Origin of the sequence: Caballeronia sp. INML1 (genome assembly GCF_023631085.1) — a bacterium.
GTDB classification, from domain to species: Bacteria; Pseudomonadota; Gammaproteobacteria; order Burkholderiales; family Burkholderiaceae; genus Caballeronia; species Caballeronia turbans.
In genome coordinates this window covers 1-15,457 of sequence record NZ_JALQDT010000023.1, presented here as the reverse complement: position 1 = coordinate 15,457, position 15,457 = coordinate 1, and the positions used below count along the sequence as shown (strand labels likewise).

Annotated in this window: 14 protein-coding genes; 10 read left to right on the top strand and 4 right to left on the bottom strand. The window is 64.8% G+C overall.

The annotated features are described in order from the left end of the window. Nucleotides 1-7: 7 nt before the first annotated feature. Nucleotides 8-1,717: a glutamine--tRNA ligase/YqeY domain fusion protein gene (locus tag NCR38_RS09020; RefSeq protein WP_061120950.1), complete on the bottom strand. Its 1,710-nt coding sequence runs from the start codon at nucleotides 1,715-1,717 to the stop codon at nucleotides 8-10. 395 nt (nucleotides 1,718-2,112) lie between these two features. On the opposite strand from NCR38_RS09020, the gene NCR38_RS09015 reads away from it, so the two are divergent. Then, on the top strand, nucleotides 2,113-2,325 hold the full coding sequence (locus tag NCR38_RS09015; RefSeq protein ID WP_061120949.1) for a hypothetical protein: 213 nt from the start codon (nucleotides 2,113-2,115) through the stop codon (nucleotides 2,323-2,325). A 25-nt stretch (nucleotides 2,326-2,350) separates the two neighbouring features. Here NCR38_RS09015 and NCR38_RS09010 read toward each other — a convergent pair whose 3' ends face one another. Continuing rightward, nucleotides 2,351-3,571, bottom strand: coding sequence for a CaiB/BaiF CoA-transferase family protein (locus tag NCR38_RS09010; RefSeq protein ID WP_061120948.1), 1,221 nt, complete (start codon nucleotides 3,569-3,571; stop codon nucleotides 2,351-2,353). Nucleotides 3,572-3,773: 202 nt separating this feature from the next. Here NCR38_RS09010 and alaS point away from each other — a divergent pair, with 202 nt between their 5' ends. From alaS to NCR38_RS08965, 9 genes are all read left to right on the top strand, one after another. Further along, nucleotides 3,774-6,398, top strand: a complete 2,625-nt coding sequence (alaS, locus tag NCR38_RS09005) for an alanine--tRNA ligase (RefSeq protein ID WP_250476853.1) — start codon at nucleotides 3,774-3,776, stop codon at nucleotides 6,396-6,398. 124 nt (nucleotides 6,399-6,522) lie between these two features. Beyond that, on the top strand, nucleotides 6,523-6,759 hold the full coding sequence (locus tag NCR38_RS09000) for a hypothetical protein (RefSeq protein ID WP_061120945.1): 237 nt from the start codon (nucleotides 6,523-6,525) through the stop codon (nucleotides 6,757-6,759). Nucleotides 6,760-6,912: 153 nt separating this feature from the next. Continuing rightward, the gene (locus NCR38_RS08995) at nucleotides 6,913-7,947 is read left to right on the top strand and encodes a low specificity L-threonine aldolase (RefSeq protein ID WP_250476879.1); all 1,035 of its coding nucleotides are present in this window, start codon (nucleotides 6,913-6,915) and stop codon (nucleotides 7,945-7,947) included. Between the two features lie 65 nt (nucleotides 7,948-8,012). Then, a complete protein-coding gene (locus tag NCR38_RS08990; protein WP_250476852.1) occupies nucleotides 8,013-9,161 on the top strand; it encodes an iron-containing alcohol dehydrogenase in 1,149 nt (382 codons plus the stop codon). Nucleotides 9,162-9,164: 3 nt separating this feature from the next. Next, the gene (locus NCR38_RS08985; RefSeq protein ID WP_250476851.1) at nucleotides 9,165-9,602 is read left to right on the top strand and encodes a thioesterase family protein; all 438 of its coding nucleotides are present in this window, start codon (nucleotides 9,165-9,167) and stop codon (nucleotides 9,600-9,602) included. 70 nt (nucleotides 9,603-9,672) lie between these two features. After that, nucleotides 9,673-10,554, top strand: a complete 882-nt coding sequence (locus NCR38_RS08980) for a branched-chain amino acid ABC transporter permease (protein ID WP_061120999.1) — start codon at nucleotides 9,673-9,675, stop codon at nucleotides 10,552-10,554. Beyond that, on the top strand, nucleotides 10,547-11,629 hold the full coding sequence (locus NCR38_RS08975; protein ID WP_250476850.1) for a branched-chain amino acid ABC transporter permease: 1,083 nt from the start codon (nucleotides 10,547-10,549) through the stop codon (nucleotides 11,627-11,629). The genes NCR38_RS08980 and NCR38_RS08975 overlap by 8 nt, the downstream gene beginning before the upstream one ends. Next, entirely contained in the window at nucleotides 11,626-12,366 is a 741-nt protein-coding gene (locus tag NCR38_RS08970; RefSeq protein ID WP_061121000.1) for an ABC transporter ATP-binding protein, read from the top strand. Before NCR38_RS08975 ends, NCR38_RS08970 begins: the two co-directional genes overlap by 4 nt. After that, nucleotides 12,363-13,061, top strand: coding sequence for an ABC transporter ATP-binding protein (locus tag NCR38_RS08965; protein WP_061120941.1), 699 nt, complete (start codon nucleotides 12,363-12,365; stop codon nucleotides 13,059-13,061). The genes NCR38_RS08970 and NCR38_RS08965 overlap by 4 nt, the downstream gene beginning before the upstream one ends. On the opposite strand, the gene iolB is transcribed toward NCR38_RS08965, so the two are convergent. Both iolB and iolE read right to left on the bottom strand, forming a co-directional pair. Next, on the bottom strand, nucleotides 13,058-13,870 hold the full coding sequence (gene iolB, locus NCR38_RS08960) for a 5-deoxy-glucuronate isomerase (RefSeq protein WP_061120940.1): 813 nt from the start codon (nucleotides 13,868-13,870) through the stop codon (nucleotides 13,058-13,060). The genes NCR38_RS08965 and iolB overlap by 4 nt on opposite strands. Then, on the bottom strand, nucleotides 13,867-14,769 hold the full coding sequence (iolE, locus tag NCR38_RS08955) for a myo-inosose-2 dehydratase (RefSeq protein ID WP_061120939.1): 903 nt from the start codon (nucleotides 14,767-14,769) through the stop codon (nucleotides 13,867-13,869). Before iolE ends, iolB begins: the two co-directional genes overlap by 4 nt. Nucleotides 14,770-15,457: the final 688 nt, after the last annotated feature.

The window sequence follows — 15,457 nt, the reverse complement described above, 5'->3', positions numbered from 1 at the left end:
GTCGATATCAGGCCGGTTTGCCCCAGCTGTCGCGCAGGCTCACGATGCGGTTGAACACCGGCTTGCCCGGCTGCGAATCCAGCCGGTCCGCGACGAAATAGCCGTGCCGCTCGAACTGGAAGCGGTCTTCGGCGTGCGCGTCGCGCGCGCTCGGCTCGAGATAGGCGTTCACGACGCGCTTCGAATCCGGATTGAGCGCGTCGAGGAATTCCGCGCCGCCCGCGCCGGGCTGCGGCTCCTTGAAGAGGCGGTCATACAGGCGCACTTCGGCCGCATACGCCGTCGCCGCGCTGACCCAGTGGATCGTGCCCTTCACCTTGTAGTTGTTCGCGCCTTCCGTGCCCGATTTGCTGTCCGGGAAATAGTTGCAATGAACGGCGATCACGTTGCCGTTCTCGTCCTTGTCCGCGCCCGTGCATTCGACGACGAAGCCGTACTTCAGCCGCACCTTGTTGCCCGGGAAGAGACGGAAGTAGCCCTTCGGCGGCGTTTCCTGGAAGTCCTCGCGTTCGATCCACAGCTCGCGCGAAAACGGGAACGCGCGCACGCCGCGATCCGGGTGATGCGGATGCACCGGCGCGCTGCACGTCTCGCTCTGTCCTTCGGGATAGTTGTCGATGATGAGCTTCAAAGGATCGAGCACGCAGATCGCGCGCGGAGCTTTGTCATCGAGATCGTCGCGCAGTGCGCCTTCGAGCACGCTCATGTCGATCCACGAATCGACCTTCGTCACGCCGACGCGCTCGACCATCAAACGGATGCTTTCCGGCGTGAAGCCGCGCCGGCGCACACCGACGATGGTCGGCATGCGCGGATCGTCCCAGCCGTCGACGTGATTGTCCTGCACGAGCTGCAGCAGCTTGCGCTTGCTCGTGATCGCATACGTGAGGTTGAGGCGCGAAAACTCGATTTGCTGCGGCAGCGGACGCTGGAAGACGCCATCGTCCGCGAGTTGCGCGAGGAACCAGTCGTAGAGCGGGCGATGATCCTCGAATTCCAGCGTGCAGAGCGAGTGCGTGATGTTCTCGATCGCGTCCGACACGCAGTGCGCGTAGTCGTACATCGGGTAGATGCACCACGTGTCGCCCGTGCGGTAGTGATGCGCAAAGCGGATGCGATAGATCACCGGATCGCGCATGTTGAAATTCGGCGAGGCCATGTCGATCTTCGCGCGCAGCACGTGCTCGCCTTCCTTGAACTCGCCCGCCTTCATGCGGCGGAAGAGGTCGAGGTTCTCTTCGGGCGTGCGGTCGCGATACGGCGAGTTGATGCCCGCTTCGGTGGCCGAACCGCGCGTCGCGCGCATCTCTTCGGCCGTCTGACTGTCGACGTATGCCTGGCCCTTCTTGATGAGCATCTCGGCGAACTCGTACAGCTTGTCGTAGTAGTCGCTCGCGAAGTATTTGTGCTCCGCGCCGTCCTTGTTCCAGTCGAAGCCGAGCCATTTCACGGCGTCGATGATCGAATCGACGTATTCGACGCTTTCCTTCTCGGGGTTCGTATCGTCGAAGCGCAGATGGCACACGCCGCCGTAATCCGCGGCGAGGCCGAAGTTCACGCAGATGCTCTTCGCATGGCCGATATGCAGGTAGCCGTTCGGCTCGGGCGGAAAGCGCGTCTCGACCCGCTGCGACCATTTGCCGGAGCGGTTGTCGTCTTCGATGATGTTGCGAATGAAATTGGATGGCGCCGGAGCGTCGTTGCGATCGGTGTTCATGCGAAAGAGAGTGCCAGCGGGTGCGCTCGCGCGCGTGAGACGGTTCGGGAAGCGTTCATCGAGGCCGTTCGGCCCGGAACACGTACGAAGGCCTTGAATATTGGGTCGATTCTACCTTACGCAACCGTCGGGAGCAGGCTGCGGAAACGTTGTTGAAGCGCTCGCGGCCGGTTTCGTCGCGCGATTCGCACAGTCGCGCCGTTTCGCGAGTTCCGTTACATGGTTTACGCCCGGCGACGCGCATCGTAACCACCGTAACCGGACGTAAATCGCGTTGAAGGGCGCGGGTGCGCAATTTTAAGATCGGCTCGCCTGCATCGACCGCGTCTGGTTGTACGGCGCGGGACTGCGCGACAAGCACAACACATCACAACGACAACACCAGGAAGCCCATCATGAAAAAGATCGCCATCACGACGCTCAAGTTGGCCGCCGCCGCTGCGCTCGTATCGAGCCTCGCGGCCTGCGCAAACGTGTCGCGCCAGCAGGCCCACGCCGGAGTCGGCGCGGCTGCGGGCGGCGCGCTCGGCTACCTGGTCACGGGCGGGCCGATCGGCACCGTCGCGGGCGCGGCGGCGGGCGGTTTGATCGGCGCCGGCGTTCGTTGATCCTGACAACCTCGCGCGCACTCGCTCAGATTGCCTTCGACGCCCGCAACTGCGCGATCTTCGCCTCGTCGTAACCGAGCACGTCGGCGAGCACGCTCGTCGTGTGCTCGCCCAATAGCGGCGGATGCGTGCGCGCTTCGGGCGGCGTCGCGCTCATCTTGATCGGGCTCGCGACGAGCTTGACCGTGCCGGCCGTCGGATGCGGCAAATCGATCTGCATCTTGCGCGCGAGCACCTGCGGATCTTCGAACACTTCGCCGAGATCGTTGATCGGACCGCACGGCACGCCGGCGGCTTCGAGTTCGGCGATCCATTCGTGCTTGCCCTTGCTGCGCACCATGTCCGCGAGCAGCGGCACGAGGATGTCGCGGTTGCGCACGCGCGACGGGTTCGCCGCGAAACGCGAATCGTCCGCCAGTTCGGCGCGGCCGCCCGCTTCGACGAACTTGCGGAACTGCCCGTCGTTGCCCACGGCGACGATGATCCAGCCATCGCTCGTCTGGAAGGTCTGATACGGCACGATGTTCGGATGCGCGTTGCCCCAGCGGACCGGCGGCTTGCCGCTCGCGAGGAAATTGGTGTTCATGTTGGCGAGCATCGCGACCTGAACGTCGAGCAGCGCCATGTCGATGTATTGCCCTTCGCCCGTGCGGTCGCGGTGCGCGAGCGCGGTGAGCACGCCGATGGTCGCGTACATGCCCGTCATCAGGTCCGCGATCGCCACGCCGGCTTTTTGCGGACCGCCGCCGGGCTGCCCGTCGCGCTCGCCGGTGATGCTCATGAACCCGCCGATGCCCTGCACGATGAAGTCGTAGCCCGCGCGCTGCGCATACGGCCCCGTCTGCCCGAAGCCGGTGACCGAGCAATAGACGATGTCCGGCTTCACGGCCTTCAGCGACGCGTAGTCGAGCCCGTACTTTTTCAGTTGCCCGGCCTTGTAGTTCTCCAGCACGACATCGCTTTGCGCGGCCAGCTCGCGGACGATCTGCTGACCTTCCGGCGTGGCGATATCCACCGTCACCGAACGCTTGTTGCGGTTCGCCGCGAGATAGTACGCGGCCTCGTGCGTGTCCTCGCCGCCGGGCGTTTTCAGGTAGGGCGGCCCCCAGTGGCGCGTGTCGTCGCCGGTTTCGGGCCGCTCGATCTTGATGACGTCCGCGCCGAAATCGGCGAGGGTCTGCGCGCACCACGGTCCCGCCAGCACGCGGGTCAGGTCCAGCACGCGGATATGGCTCAAGGCTCCCATTCGTCGGTTCGCTCGCTCAAATTTGTCTCCGGACTGCGAATGTCGCACAGAACCGCCGCGCGCGCGATACCGGACCTGCCGCGCGCCCGGTCGGACGCGGCGAATCCCGTATAATCGACAATCACCCTCGCCACGCCGGCCAAGGCTCGCAGAGAGCCGCCCGCGGGCACCATCAAGAAACCAAAGACACGCCCCGTACGCTATGAAAGCCGCCGAAATACGCGAGAAATTCCTGAAGTTTTTCGAATCGAAGGGCCATACGATCGTGCGTTCGTCGAGCCTCGTGCCCGGCAACGACCCGACGCTGCTCTTCACCAACTCGGGCATGGTCCAGTTCAAGGACGTGTTTCTGGGCAGCGAATCGCGTCCGTACTCGCGCGCGACCACCGCGCAGCGCAGCGTGCGCGCGGGCGGCAAGCACAACGATCTGGAGAACGTCGGCTACACCGCGCGCCATCACACGTTCTTCGAGATGCTCGGCAACTTCTCGTTCGGCGATTACTTCAAGCGCGACGCCATCCACTATTGCTGGGAACTGCTCACCAAGGTCTACAACCTGCCGGCCGACAAGCTCACGGTGACCGTCTACAAGGAAGACGACGAGGCCTTCGACATCTGGGCGAAGGAAATCGGCGTGCCGGTCGAACGCATCATCCGCATCGGTGACAACAAGGGCGCGCGTTACGCATCCGACAACTTCTGGCAGATGGCCGACACCGGCCCGTGCGGTCCGTGCTCCGAAGTGTTCTACGACCATGGCCCGGAAATCTGGGGCGGCCCGCCGGGATCGCCCGAAGAAGACGGTGACCGCTTCATCGAGATCTGGAATCTCGTGTTCATGCAGTTCAACCGCGACGCGCAGGGCAACATGACGCCGCTGCCCAAGCAGTGCGTTGACACGGGCATGGGCCTCGAACGCCTCGCCGCCGTGCTGCAGCATGTGCACAGCAACTATGAAATCGATCTGTTCCAGAACCTCATCAAGGCCGCCGCGCGGGAAACCGGCACGCCGGATCTGGAAAACAACTCGCTTAAGGTGATCGCAGACCACATCCGCGCGTGCTCGTTCCTCATCGTCGATGGCGTGATTCCCGGCAACGAAGGCCGCGGCTACGTGCTGCGCCGCATCGTGCGCCGCGCGATCCGTCACGGATACAAGCTCGGCAAGAAGGGCGCGTTCTTCCACAAGCTCGTGGCGGATCTCGTCGCCGAAATGGGCGCGGCGTATCCGGAACTGAAAGAAGCTCAACAGCGCGTGACCGACGTGCTGCGCCAGGAAGAAGAGCGCTTTTTCGAAACCATCGAGCACGGCATGTCGATTCTCGAAGGCGAACTCGCGGAGCTGGAAAAGAAGGGCGTCAAGCAACTGGATGGCGAACTCGCGTTCAAGCTGCACGATACCTACGGCTTCCCGCTCGACCTGACCGCGGACGTGTGCCGCGAGCGCGGCGTGACCGTCGACGAACCCGCATTCGACGACGCGATGGCGCGTCAGCGCGACCAGGCACGCGCGGCGGGCAAGTTCAAGATCGCGGCGGGCCTCGAATACTCGGGCGCGAAGTCGACCTTTCACGGCTACGAAAAGGAAATCTTCGACGACGCCAGGATTCTCGCGCTGTATGTCGAAGGCGCATCGGTGAACGAGGCGAAGGACGGCCAGCAGGCGGTCGTCGTGCTCGATCACACGCCGTTCTATGCGGAGTCGGGCGGTCAGGTCGGCGATCAGGGCGTGCTCGCGAACGCGAACGTGCGCTTCGCCGTCGCGGATACGTTGAAGGTGCAGGCCGATGTCGTCGGTCATCACGGCACGGTCGAGCAGGGCACGCTCAAGGTCGGCGATGTCGTGAAGGCCGAAATCGACGCCGTGCGCCGCGCCCGCACCGCGCGCAATCACTCGGCTACACATTTGATGCACAAGGCGCTGCGCGAAGTGCTCGGCGGCCACGTGCAGCAGAAAGGCTCGCTCGTCGATGCGGACAAGACGCGCTTCGACTTCGCGCACAACGCGCCGATGACGGATGACGAAATCCGCCGCGTCGAGCAGATCGTGAACAACGAGATCATCGCGAACGCGCCGGGCGTCGTGCGCGTGATGCCTTACGACGACGCGGTGAAGGGCGGCGCGATGGCGCTCTTCGGCGAAAAGTACGGCGACACCGTGCGCGTGCTCGATCTCGGCTTCTCGCGCGAGCTCTGCGGCGGCACGCACGTGCGGCGCACGGGCGATATTGGCTTCTTCAAGATCGTGGTGGAAGGCGGCGTCGCGGCGGGCATTCGCCGCGTCGAGGCGATCACCGGCGACAACGCCGTGCGCTACGTGCAGGAGCTGGATCAACGCATCAACGCGGCGGCGGGCGCGCTGAAGGCGCAGCCTTCGGAACTCACGCAGCGTATCGCGCAGGTTCAGGAGCACGTGAAGTCGCTGGAAAAGGAACTCGGCGCGCTGAAATCGAAGCTCGCGGCAAGCCAGGGCGATGAACTCGTGTCGCAAGCCGTCGATGTATCCGGCGTGCAGGTGCTTGCCGCGCAACTCGAAGGCGCGGACGTGAAGACGCTGCGCGAAACCGTCGACAAGCTGAAGGACAAGCTCAAGAGCGCGGCGATCGTGCTCGCATCCGTAGATGGCGGCAAGGTCAGCCTGATCGCGGGCGTGACGGCGGATGCGTCGAAGAAGGTGAAGGCGGGCGAGCTCGTCAACTTCGTCGCGCAGCAAGTCGGCGGCAAGGGCGGCGGTCGTCCGGACATGGCGCAGGCGGGCGGCACCGAGCCGGCCAATCTGCCGGCCGCGCTCGCGGGCGTGACGGGCTGGGTTCAGCAACAGCTCTAAGTCGATTCTTCTTCCGCTGCATGACGGCTCGGTCCCTTCGGACCGGGCCGTTTTTTATTACAGCCTGTCAGGCACACTGCGTGCAACGCTCCCGTCACGTTCAACGAGAAGAGGGAGATGCATCATGAGTCGCAAAATCGTATTGATCGCACTGACGTCCGCCATGCTCGCCGCAACGGGCGCGGCACAGGCGAAGGGTTGTATCGAAGGCGCGGCGGTCGGCGGCGTGGCGGGACACGTCGCGGGCAAGCACGGGACGGCGGGCGCGGTAGGCGGCTGCGCGATCGGCCATCACGAGGCCAGCAAGAAGGACAAGAAGGCGCAGCAGGCGAACGCGGCGAGCGCGCCCGACGCCAAGTAAGACAGCAAACCAGCATTGCTCGGATCGGCGCCACGGCGCGCGTCGATCCGAGCCGCTAGAATGGCCGGATTGCGGCCGCGCGACGTCACCCGTTCGCGCGCCTCGTTTTGACAAGGCCATCACAGCGATCCCATGACAGCGCCCACGGACCCGATCCAGCACTTCGCCTCCGACAATTACGCGGGCATCTGCCCCGAAGCGCTGCAAGCGCTGATCAATTCCAACACCAGCGGCCACGAGCCCGCCTACGGCGACGATTCGTGGACGACGCAAGTCTGCGATCGCATCCGCGATCTCTTCCAGACCGATTGCGAAGTCTTCTTCGTGTTCAACGGCACCGCGGCGAATTCGCTCGCGCTCGCTTCGTTGTGTCAGTCGTATCACTCGGTGATCTGCCACGAGCTCGCGCATATTGAAACCGATGAATGCGGCGGCCCCGAGTTCTTCTCGGGCGGCTCGAAGCTGCTCACCGCGCGTGGCGAGAACGGCAAGCTCACGCCCGATGCGATCGAGGAACTCGTCACGAAACGCGCGGACATCCACTATCCGAAGCCGAAGGTCGTCGCGCTCACGCAGGCGACGGAAGTCGGCACCGTGTACACGGTCGAGGAAATCCGCGCGATCGCCGCGATTGCGAAGCGCCGCCATCTGAAAGTTCACATGGACGGTGCGCGTTTCGCCAACGCGGTCGCGACGCTGAACGTGCATCCGTCGGAGATCACGTGGCGCGCGGGCGTCGACGTGTTGTGCTTCGGCGGCACGAAGAACGGCTTGCCGGTGGGCGAGGCGGTCGTGTTCTTCGACAAGGCGCTCGCCGCCGATTTCGCCTATCGACTCAAACAGGCGGGGCAACTCGCATCGAAGATGCGCTTCATCTCCGCGCCGTGGCTCGGCCTGCTCGACAACGACGTGTGGCTGCGCAACGCGCGTCATGCGAACGCGATGGCGCAACTGATGGCCGAGCGCCTCGCCGACATTCCCGGCGTGAGCCTGCTCTTCAAGCCCGAATCGAACGCGGTGTTCGCGGAACTGCCGGCGCGCGTTGCCACGGCGCTGCGTGCGAAGGGCTGGCGCTTCTATCAGTTCATCGGATCCGGCGGCTGCCGTCTGATGTGCGCATGGGACACGAAGCGCGAGACCGTCGAACGGTTCGTCGATGACGTGCGCGCGTTGGCCGCGTCGATCTAACCCCGATTGACACGCGCGTCGCAGCGCCCCAACATGCCCGCACATTCCTCACCGGTTCCCGCGCCATGGCCTACATTTTCTACCTGACCCATATCCACCTCGGCTACGACGCGCTTCAGGCGCTGGAAAGCGAATGCGCGCGCATCGGGGTGAAGCGTCCGCTCGTCATCACCGATAAAGGCGTCGCGGCGGCGGGCCTCGCGAATCGTGTGATCGAAAGCGCGAAGCTCGGCGCGCTGCCGGTGTTCGACGACACGCCTTCGAATCCGACCGAAGCGATGGTCCTGCGAGCCGCGGAGCAGTACCGGCGCGAAGGTTGCGATGGCCTCATCGCGGTGGGCGGCGGCTCGTCGATCGATCTGGCGAAGGGCGTTGCGATTGCGGCGACGCACGACGCGCCACTGACGACCTTCGCGACGATCGAAGGCGGTAGCGGCAGGATCACCGAGCGCGCCGCGCCGCTGATCGCGGTGCCGACCACGTCGGGCACGGGCAGCGAAGTGGCGCGCGGCGCGATCATCATTCTCGAGGACGGGCGCAAGCTCGGCTTCCATTCCTGGCATCTTTTGCCCAAATCCGCGATCTGCGATCCGTCGCTCACGCTCGGCCTGCCGCCGGCGCTCACCGCCGCAACCGGCATGGACGCGATCGCGCATTGCATCGAAACGTTTCTCGCGCCCGCGTTCAATCCGCCCGCCGACGGCATCGCGCTCGACGGGCTCGAACGCGCGTGGGCCAACATCGAGCGCGCGACGCACGACGGCCAGGACCGCGACGCGCGCCTGAACATGATGTCCGCGTCCATGCAGGGCGCGATGGCCTTTCAAAAGGGCCTGGGCTGCGTGCATTCGCTGTCGCATCCGCTGGGCGGGCTCGCGGTGAACGGCCGCACGTCGCTGCATCACGGCACGCTGAACGCGGTGGTTTTGCCCGCGGTGCTGCGCTTCAACGAGAGCGCGCCGTCGGTCGTCGCGGAACGGCGCTTCGCGCGCATGCGCCGCGTGATGAATCTCGCGGAGCACGCCGATGTCGCGCAGGCCGTGCACGACATGACCGCGCGCCTCGGCTTGCCGACGCGTCTCTCGCAGATGGGCGTCGACGAGAGCATGTTCGACAAGGTGGTGAAGGGCGCGCTCGCGGATCATTGCCACAAGACGAATCCGCGCGAGGCGAGTGCCGACGATTATCGACGCATGCTGACGGAGTCTCTTTAAGCAATGAGCAAGCCGGTTCCGACCACGCGCGCGGACTACGCGCACTTTCTCGCGATCAGCACGCGCTGGTCGGATAACGACGTCTACGGGCATATCAACAACGTCGTCTACTACAGCTACTTCGACACGGTCGTCAACGAGTATCTGCTGCGCGCAGGCGTGCTCGATTTCAGCGAGGGCGAGACCATCGGCCTCGTCGTCGAGACGCGCTGCAACTTCTTTGCGCCGGTGGTGTTTCCTGAGCCGATCGAAGCGGGCTTGCGCGTCGAGCGGCTCGGCAACACGAGCGTGCGCTACGAAGTGGCGATCTTCACGCAAGGCTCGGACACCGCCGCCGCGCAAGGACACTTCGTGCATGTCTATGTGGATCGCGTGACGCGCAGGCCGGTGCCGCTGCCCGCGCCGCTCGTCGATGCGCTGAAGCCGCTCATCAACGGCTGAGGGTCGCGTTTTGCTCCAGTGGTTCTGCGTAAGTCTGCTCAACGGCGTGAGCGTGGGATTGCTGCTCTTCATGTTGTCGGCGGGCCTTACGCTGATCTTCTCCATGCTCGGCGTGCTCAACTTCGCACACGCGAGTTTCTATATGCTCGGCGCGTATGTCGGGCAGGCGCTCGCCGCGCATGGCGGATTCTGGTCCGCGTTGATGCTCGCGCCGGTCGTCGTCGGCATCGCGGGCGCCTTGTTCGAGCGATTGTTGTTGAGACGCGTGCATGCGCGCGGCGCGCTCGGGCAAATGCTGCTCACGTTCGGCGCGGCCATCGTGATCGGCGAAGGCGTCAAGCTCGTATGGGGGCTCGGGCCCTTGCCCGCGTCGATTCCTTCCGTGCTCGACGGTCCGCTTTTCACGCTCTACGGCGCGTCGTTCGCGCGCTACCGCGTGTTCATGATGACGATCGCGGTCCTGATGCTCGGCGCGCTCTGGCTGATACTGCGCATATCGAAGACGGGACTCGTCGTACGCGCGGCGCTCACGCATCCCGCAACGGTCGAAACGCTCGGCCATGACGTGCCGCGCGTGTTCACGATGGTCTTCGCCGTCGGCACCGCGCTTGCCGCGCTCGGTGGCGTGATCGGCGCGCCGCTCGCCGTCATCGAACCGGCGATGGCCGATGCAATGGGACCGATCGTGTTCGTCGTCGTCGTGATCGGCGGGCTCGGATCGCTGGGCGGCGCGCTCGTCGCGTCGCTTCTAATCGGCTGCGTGCAGACCTTCGCCGTGGGCGCGAGCGTGTCGGCGGGCAGCATCGCTGCATCGCTCGGCCTGACGCTGCCGCCCGCGTGGAGCGCGTTGACGGTCGCGCAGCTCGCGCCCGTGCTGCCCTATCTCGTGCTCGTCGCGATGCTGGCCGCGCGGCCGCGCGGACTCTTCGGCGAGCGCATGCAAGATGCGTAAGTTTCTTGCGCTCGCGCTCGCGCTGGCGCTCGCGCTGCCTCTCTTCTTCGATCGATCCTGGCTGCTCGCCTACAGCGCGCAGACCGCGACGCTCATCGTTTTCGCGCTCTCGTACAACTTGTTGCTCGGCGAGACCGGGCTGCTGTCGTTCGGCCACGCCGTATATTCGGGGCTCGGCGCATTCGCCGCCGCGCATGTGTTCAATCGCTACGGCGTGCCGTTGCCGCTCCTGCCGGTCGTCGGCGGATGCGCGGCGATGCTCGTCGCCGTCGTGTTCGGCGCGATCTCGACGCGGCGCGCGAGCACGCCTTTCGCGATGATCACGCTCGGCATCGGCGAGCTCGTCGCCGCGTGCGTGTGGCTCGTGCCCGGATGGTTCGGCGGCGAGGGCGGGGTGACGATCGACCGGGCGAGCGGGCCGTCGTTCTTCGCATGGACCTTCGGGCCGCTCCGTGAGGCCTATGCGCTGATCGCGTGCTGGTGCGTCGTATCGGCGCTCGCGATGTTCGCGTTCTCGCGCACGCCGATGTGCCGCCTCGCCAACGCCGTGCGCGACAATCCCGCGCGCGCGGCGGCGATCGGTTTCGCACCGGCGCGCGTGCGGTTTCGCGTGCTCGTCGTGTCGGCGTTCTTCGCGGGCATCGCGGGCGTGCTGGCGCTGATCAATGTGGAGCTGGTGTCATCGGAAAGCGTGGGCATCGCGCGCTCGACGAGCGTGCTGGTCGCCACGGTGATCGGCGGGACCGGCGCGTTCTTCGGGCCGGTGATCGGCGCGGTGCTGCTGACGTTCTTCAGCGTCGCCGTGGCGAGCGTGACCGCCGCGTGGCCGATGTATCTCGGGCTCTTTTTCATGTGGGTCGTGCTCGCCGCGCCGGAGGGCGTCGCGGGTGTCGTCAGGCGCGATGCGCGATCGCTGCGCTTCGGGGCGTTCAGCGCGATGGTCTGGGGCGTCGCGGTGGTCGTTCCGGTCGAAGCGCTCTATGCGGGACGAATCGATGCGCGTGCGTGGCTCATCGCGTTGGCGTGCGCATTGCTGGGTCTGTGGCTCACACGACGCGCGAGGGCCGCGCGATGAACGCCGCGCTCGAACTGCACGGCGTCACCCGACGCTACGGTGCGACGCAGGTGTTGCGCGGCGTCGATCTGCGCGTCGCGCAGGGCGAACGGCATGCGCTCATCGGACCGAACGGCGCGGGCAAGTCCACGCTTTTCGATCTGATCTCGGGCCGTGCGCGGCCGGATGACGGGCGCATCGTCGCGAACGGGATCGACATCACGGGCGAGCCGCCGCAGCGCGTCGCCCGAACGCTTGCGCGCAGCTTCCAGACGACGAGCGTATTCGGCGGCTTGTCCGTGCTCGACAATCTGCGTTGCGCGGCGCTCGGCGCGTCGTCATCGGGCTTTCTCGACCGATGGCTGCCTTCGCGAAAAATCGATGCGCGCGCACACGCGATGCTCGATGCCATCGGCCTTGCCGAACGCGCCTGCGAACTCGCCGCGCGTCTCACCTATGCCGAGCAACGCGCGCTCGATCTGGGCATCGCGCTCGCGACCGATGCGCCGCTCATCCTGCTCGACGAACCCACCGCCGGCATGAATCGCGCGGAAGCGACGCGCGCGCTCGCCTTGATCCGTGCGACGACGGAAGGGCGCACGCTGCTCGTGATCGAGCATGACATGGACGCGGTGTTCAGTCTCGCGGATCGCATTTCGGTGCTCGTGCGAGGGCGCGTGATTGCGACCGGCACGCCTGCTGCCATACGTGCGAATCGTGACGTGCGGCAAGCGTATCTCGGCGGAGTCGCGCCATGAGCGCTACATTGCGCATCGAAAATTTGCGTGCGTGGCATGGCGCGGCGCAGGCGCTGCACGGCGTGAATCTTCGTATCGCGGAAGGGGAAGTGGTCGCGCTCGTCGGCCGCAATGGGTCGGGGCGTTCGACGCTCGCGAAGGCCATCATGGGACTCGTGCGATGCGCGGGCGATGTGCGGTATGGCGAAGTTCAGCTCGTCGGGTTGCGGCCGCATCGCATCGCGCGGCTCGGCATCGGCTATGTGCCCGAAACGCGTGACGTGTTTCCGTCGCTGACCGTGCGCGAAAACCTGTTGCTCGGTGAACGCAAAGGCACGCGCTTTTCGCTGAGCGACGCGTATCGATTGTTTCCCGTGCTCGAGGAGCGCGCGTCGGTGAAAGCGGGTGCGCTATCGGGCGGCGAACAGCAAATGCTCGCGCTTGCACGCACGTTGACGGGCGATCCGTCGCTCGTCGTCATCGACGAACCCGGCGAAGGACTCGCGCCGCAAGTGCTCGCGCAAGTGGCCGCGTGTCTCGCGGCGCTGCGCGAACGCGGTGTGGCGATGCTGCTGATCGAAGAACGATTGACGATCGCGCGCATGCTCGATGCGCGCGTCGCGGTGATGGGGCATGGGGCGATTCAGTTCGATGGGGCGTGGGAGAGGCTTGCTCAGGACGAGCAAGTCATCGGCGACTGGCTTTCCATCGGCTAGGTCGACGCCTTGCTATCCCGCTCCACGATCCACTCGTGCTTCGGATCGTTCTTGAAGTGCCACGTGCGCTTGCTGCCCGCCATCACGTTCAGATAGTAGTTGTCGTAGCCATACGGCACGACCACCGGATGATATCCACGCGGCACCATCACGACATCGTGATTCTCGACGGCCATCGTTTCGTCGAGGTCGCGCTCGTCGGTATAGACGCGCTGAAACGCAAATCCTTGCGGCGGATTCAACCGATGATAGTACGTCTCTTCGAGCGAACTCTCGACCGGCACGTTGTCCTGATCGTGCTTGTGCGGCGGATAGCTCGATGCGTGTCCGCCCGGCGTGCGCACTTCGACCACGAGCAGGGACTCGGCCGCTTCCGTTTGCGGAAGAATGTCGCACACGTAGCGCGTATTTGCGTTTTTGCCGCGCGTCGAGCGCTTCATCTGCGATGGCTCGATCAGCCGCGGCGGATACTCGCCCTTCGCGGGTGCGCTCGCGACGCCGATTTCCGCATCGCGTTCCGCACGCACGATCGCCGCGAGCTTCGGCGGCACATAGACCGCATAGGGCGCGGCGTCCTCGAACACGCTGTCGCGCGAGCCGATCGACTGATAATGCTCGTCGCCGGCCTCGACGCTCACGGTGCCCGTCAACACGACGATGCAGCTTTCGCGATCCGCGTCATACACATGCACGACATCGCCCGCGTTCAGGCGATACGCCGCGAAGCCGACATGCTTCCAGCCCGCGGAATCGGGCGTGACGCGCGCGATGGTTTGTCCCTCGCGCGATGCTTTCACCAGCAGGCTCATGCTGCCTCCTTGTATGTTCCGTCGACGAGCGCGCGCAGCGTGCGATAGCCCTTCTCGGCATATGCATAGCTCGGCGCGATCACCGGATCCTGTTCCGCTTCCACGACGAGCCAGCCGTCGTAGTCATGTTTCGCGAGACACGCGATGATGCCCGGGTAGTCCACGCAGCCATCGCCCGGGACGGAGAACGCGCCGTTGATGACCGCATCGAGAAAACTCCAGTTGCGGTTGCGCGCGAGCTTCACGATGTCCGGCCGCACGTCCTTGCAATGCACATGACATACGCGGGCGATGTGCTTCTGCAGCACGCTCAGGGCATCGCCGCCCGCGAACGTGATGTGTCCTGCGTCGAACAGGAGACCGACCGCATCGTTCGTCAGGGCCATCAGACGATCGACGTCCGCGGTCGTCTCGACATACGCCCCCATGTGATGATGATAGGCGACGCGCACGCCGCGCGTGAGTGTGAATTCGGCAAAGCGGTTCAGACGCTCGGCGTACTGGTTCCACTGCGCATCGGAGAAGAAGCGCGGACGTTGGTAGAGCGGACGCGGCGCGCCCTGAATCGACTGCGCGACTTCGCCGTAGACCATCACGGTTGCGCCGTTTTTCGCGAGCAGGTCGAGGTGCGGGCCTACGGCTTCGATTTCCTCCTCGGCGGTGCGCTCGGCGAGCCTGCCTGAGTACCAGCCGGACACGAGGGCGAGATCGTATTGGGCGAGCAGCGTCTTGAGCGCTTGCGGTTCGCGAGGGAACTTGTTGCCTAGTTCAAAACCTTCGTAGCCGATCTGTTTTCCTTCGCTTAGTGCGGTAGACAGAGGGGTCTCTCCGCCGAGCGAGGGCAGGTCGTCGTTCATCCACGACAGTGGGTTTATGCCTATGCGTACGTTTATGGGCATTGTTTGGTCCTCGGGTTTTCGTTTGCCTGGGTTTTTTGCGTTTGCGTTTGCGTTTGCGTTTGCTTTTGCTTTCGCTTTCGCTTTCGCTGGATCCCGTATTGGTGTTGGTTTATTAGCACTGCCCCTATGCGGGGCGGCAGTCACTTTCTTTGCTGCTGCAAAGAAAGTAACCAAAGAAAGCAGCTCGTTAGGCCCGCGGTCACACGCAGTTTGGCCATGCTTGCCAGGTGATCGTGGGCTGCCTAAGTGTCGCCCTCATAGGCCCGACCGGGCTTGGATCGCGCACGGTCGCCACCTCACGCCACACAACAAACTGGTTCAGCACCAAATGGCTCCAGCCCGCTTCGCGGCCGACCGGTCCATCGGGTCCGCCCGTACTTCTTTGCTGACGCCTCCATCTCACAGCATGTGCGATACGGTGGTTTCCCTTGCATACCCGGCGGCAGCGCGTAGCGCTGTGCCGAAGCCGTTTGGTGCTGAACCAGCTTCGTTTGGGTACTAGCTAGTCAGACCGTGCGCGATCCACGTCCGATGGGGCCTATGAGGGCACTCGCTACTGAGCCCACGATGGGCTGGCAAGTATGGCCAAACTGCGTGTGACCGCGGGCGTCTCGAGCTGCTTTCTTTGGTTACTTGTATATTGACTCCAAGTATTCGGAAACTATCTTTCCACTTACTCGAAGCGGTA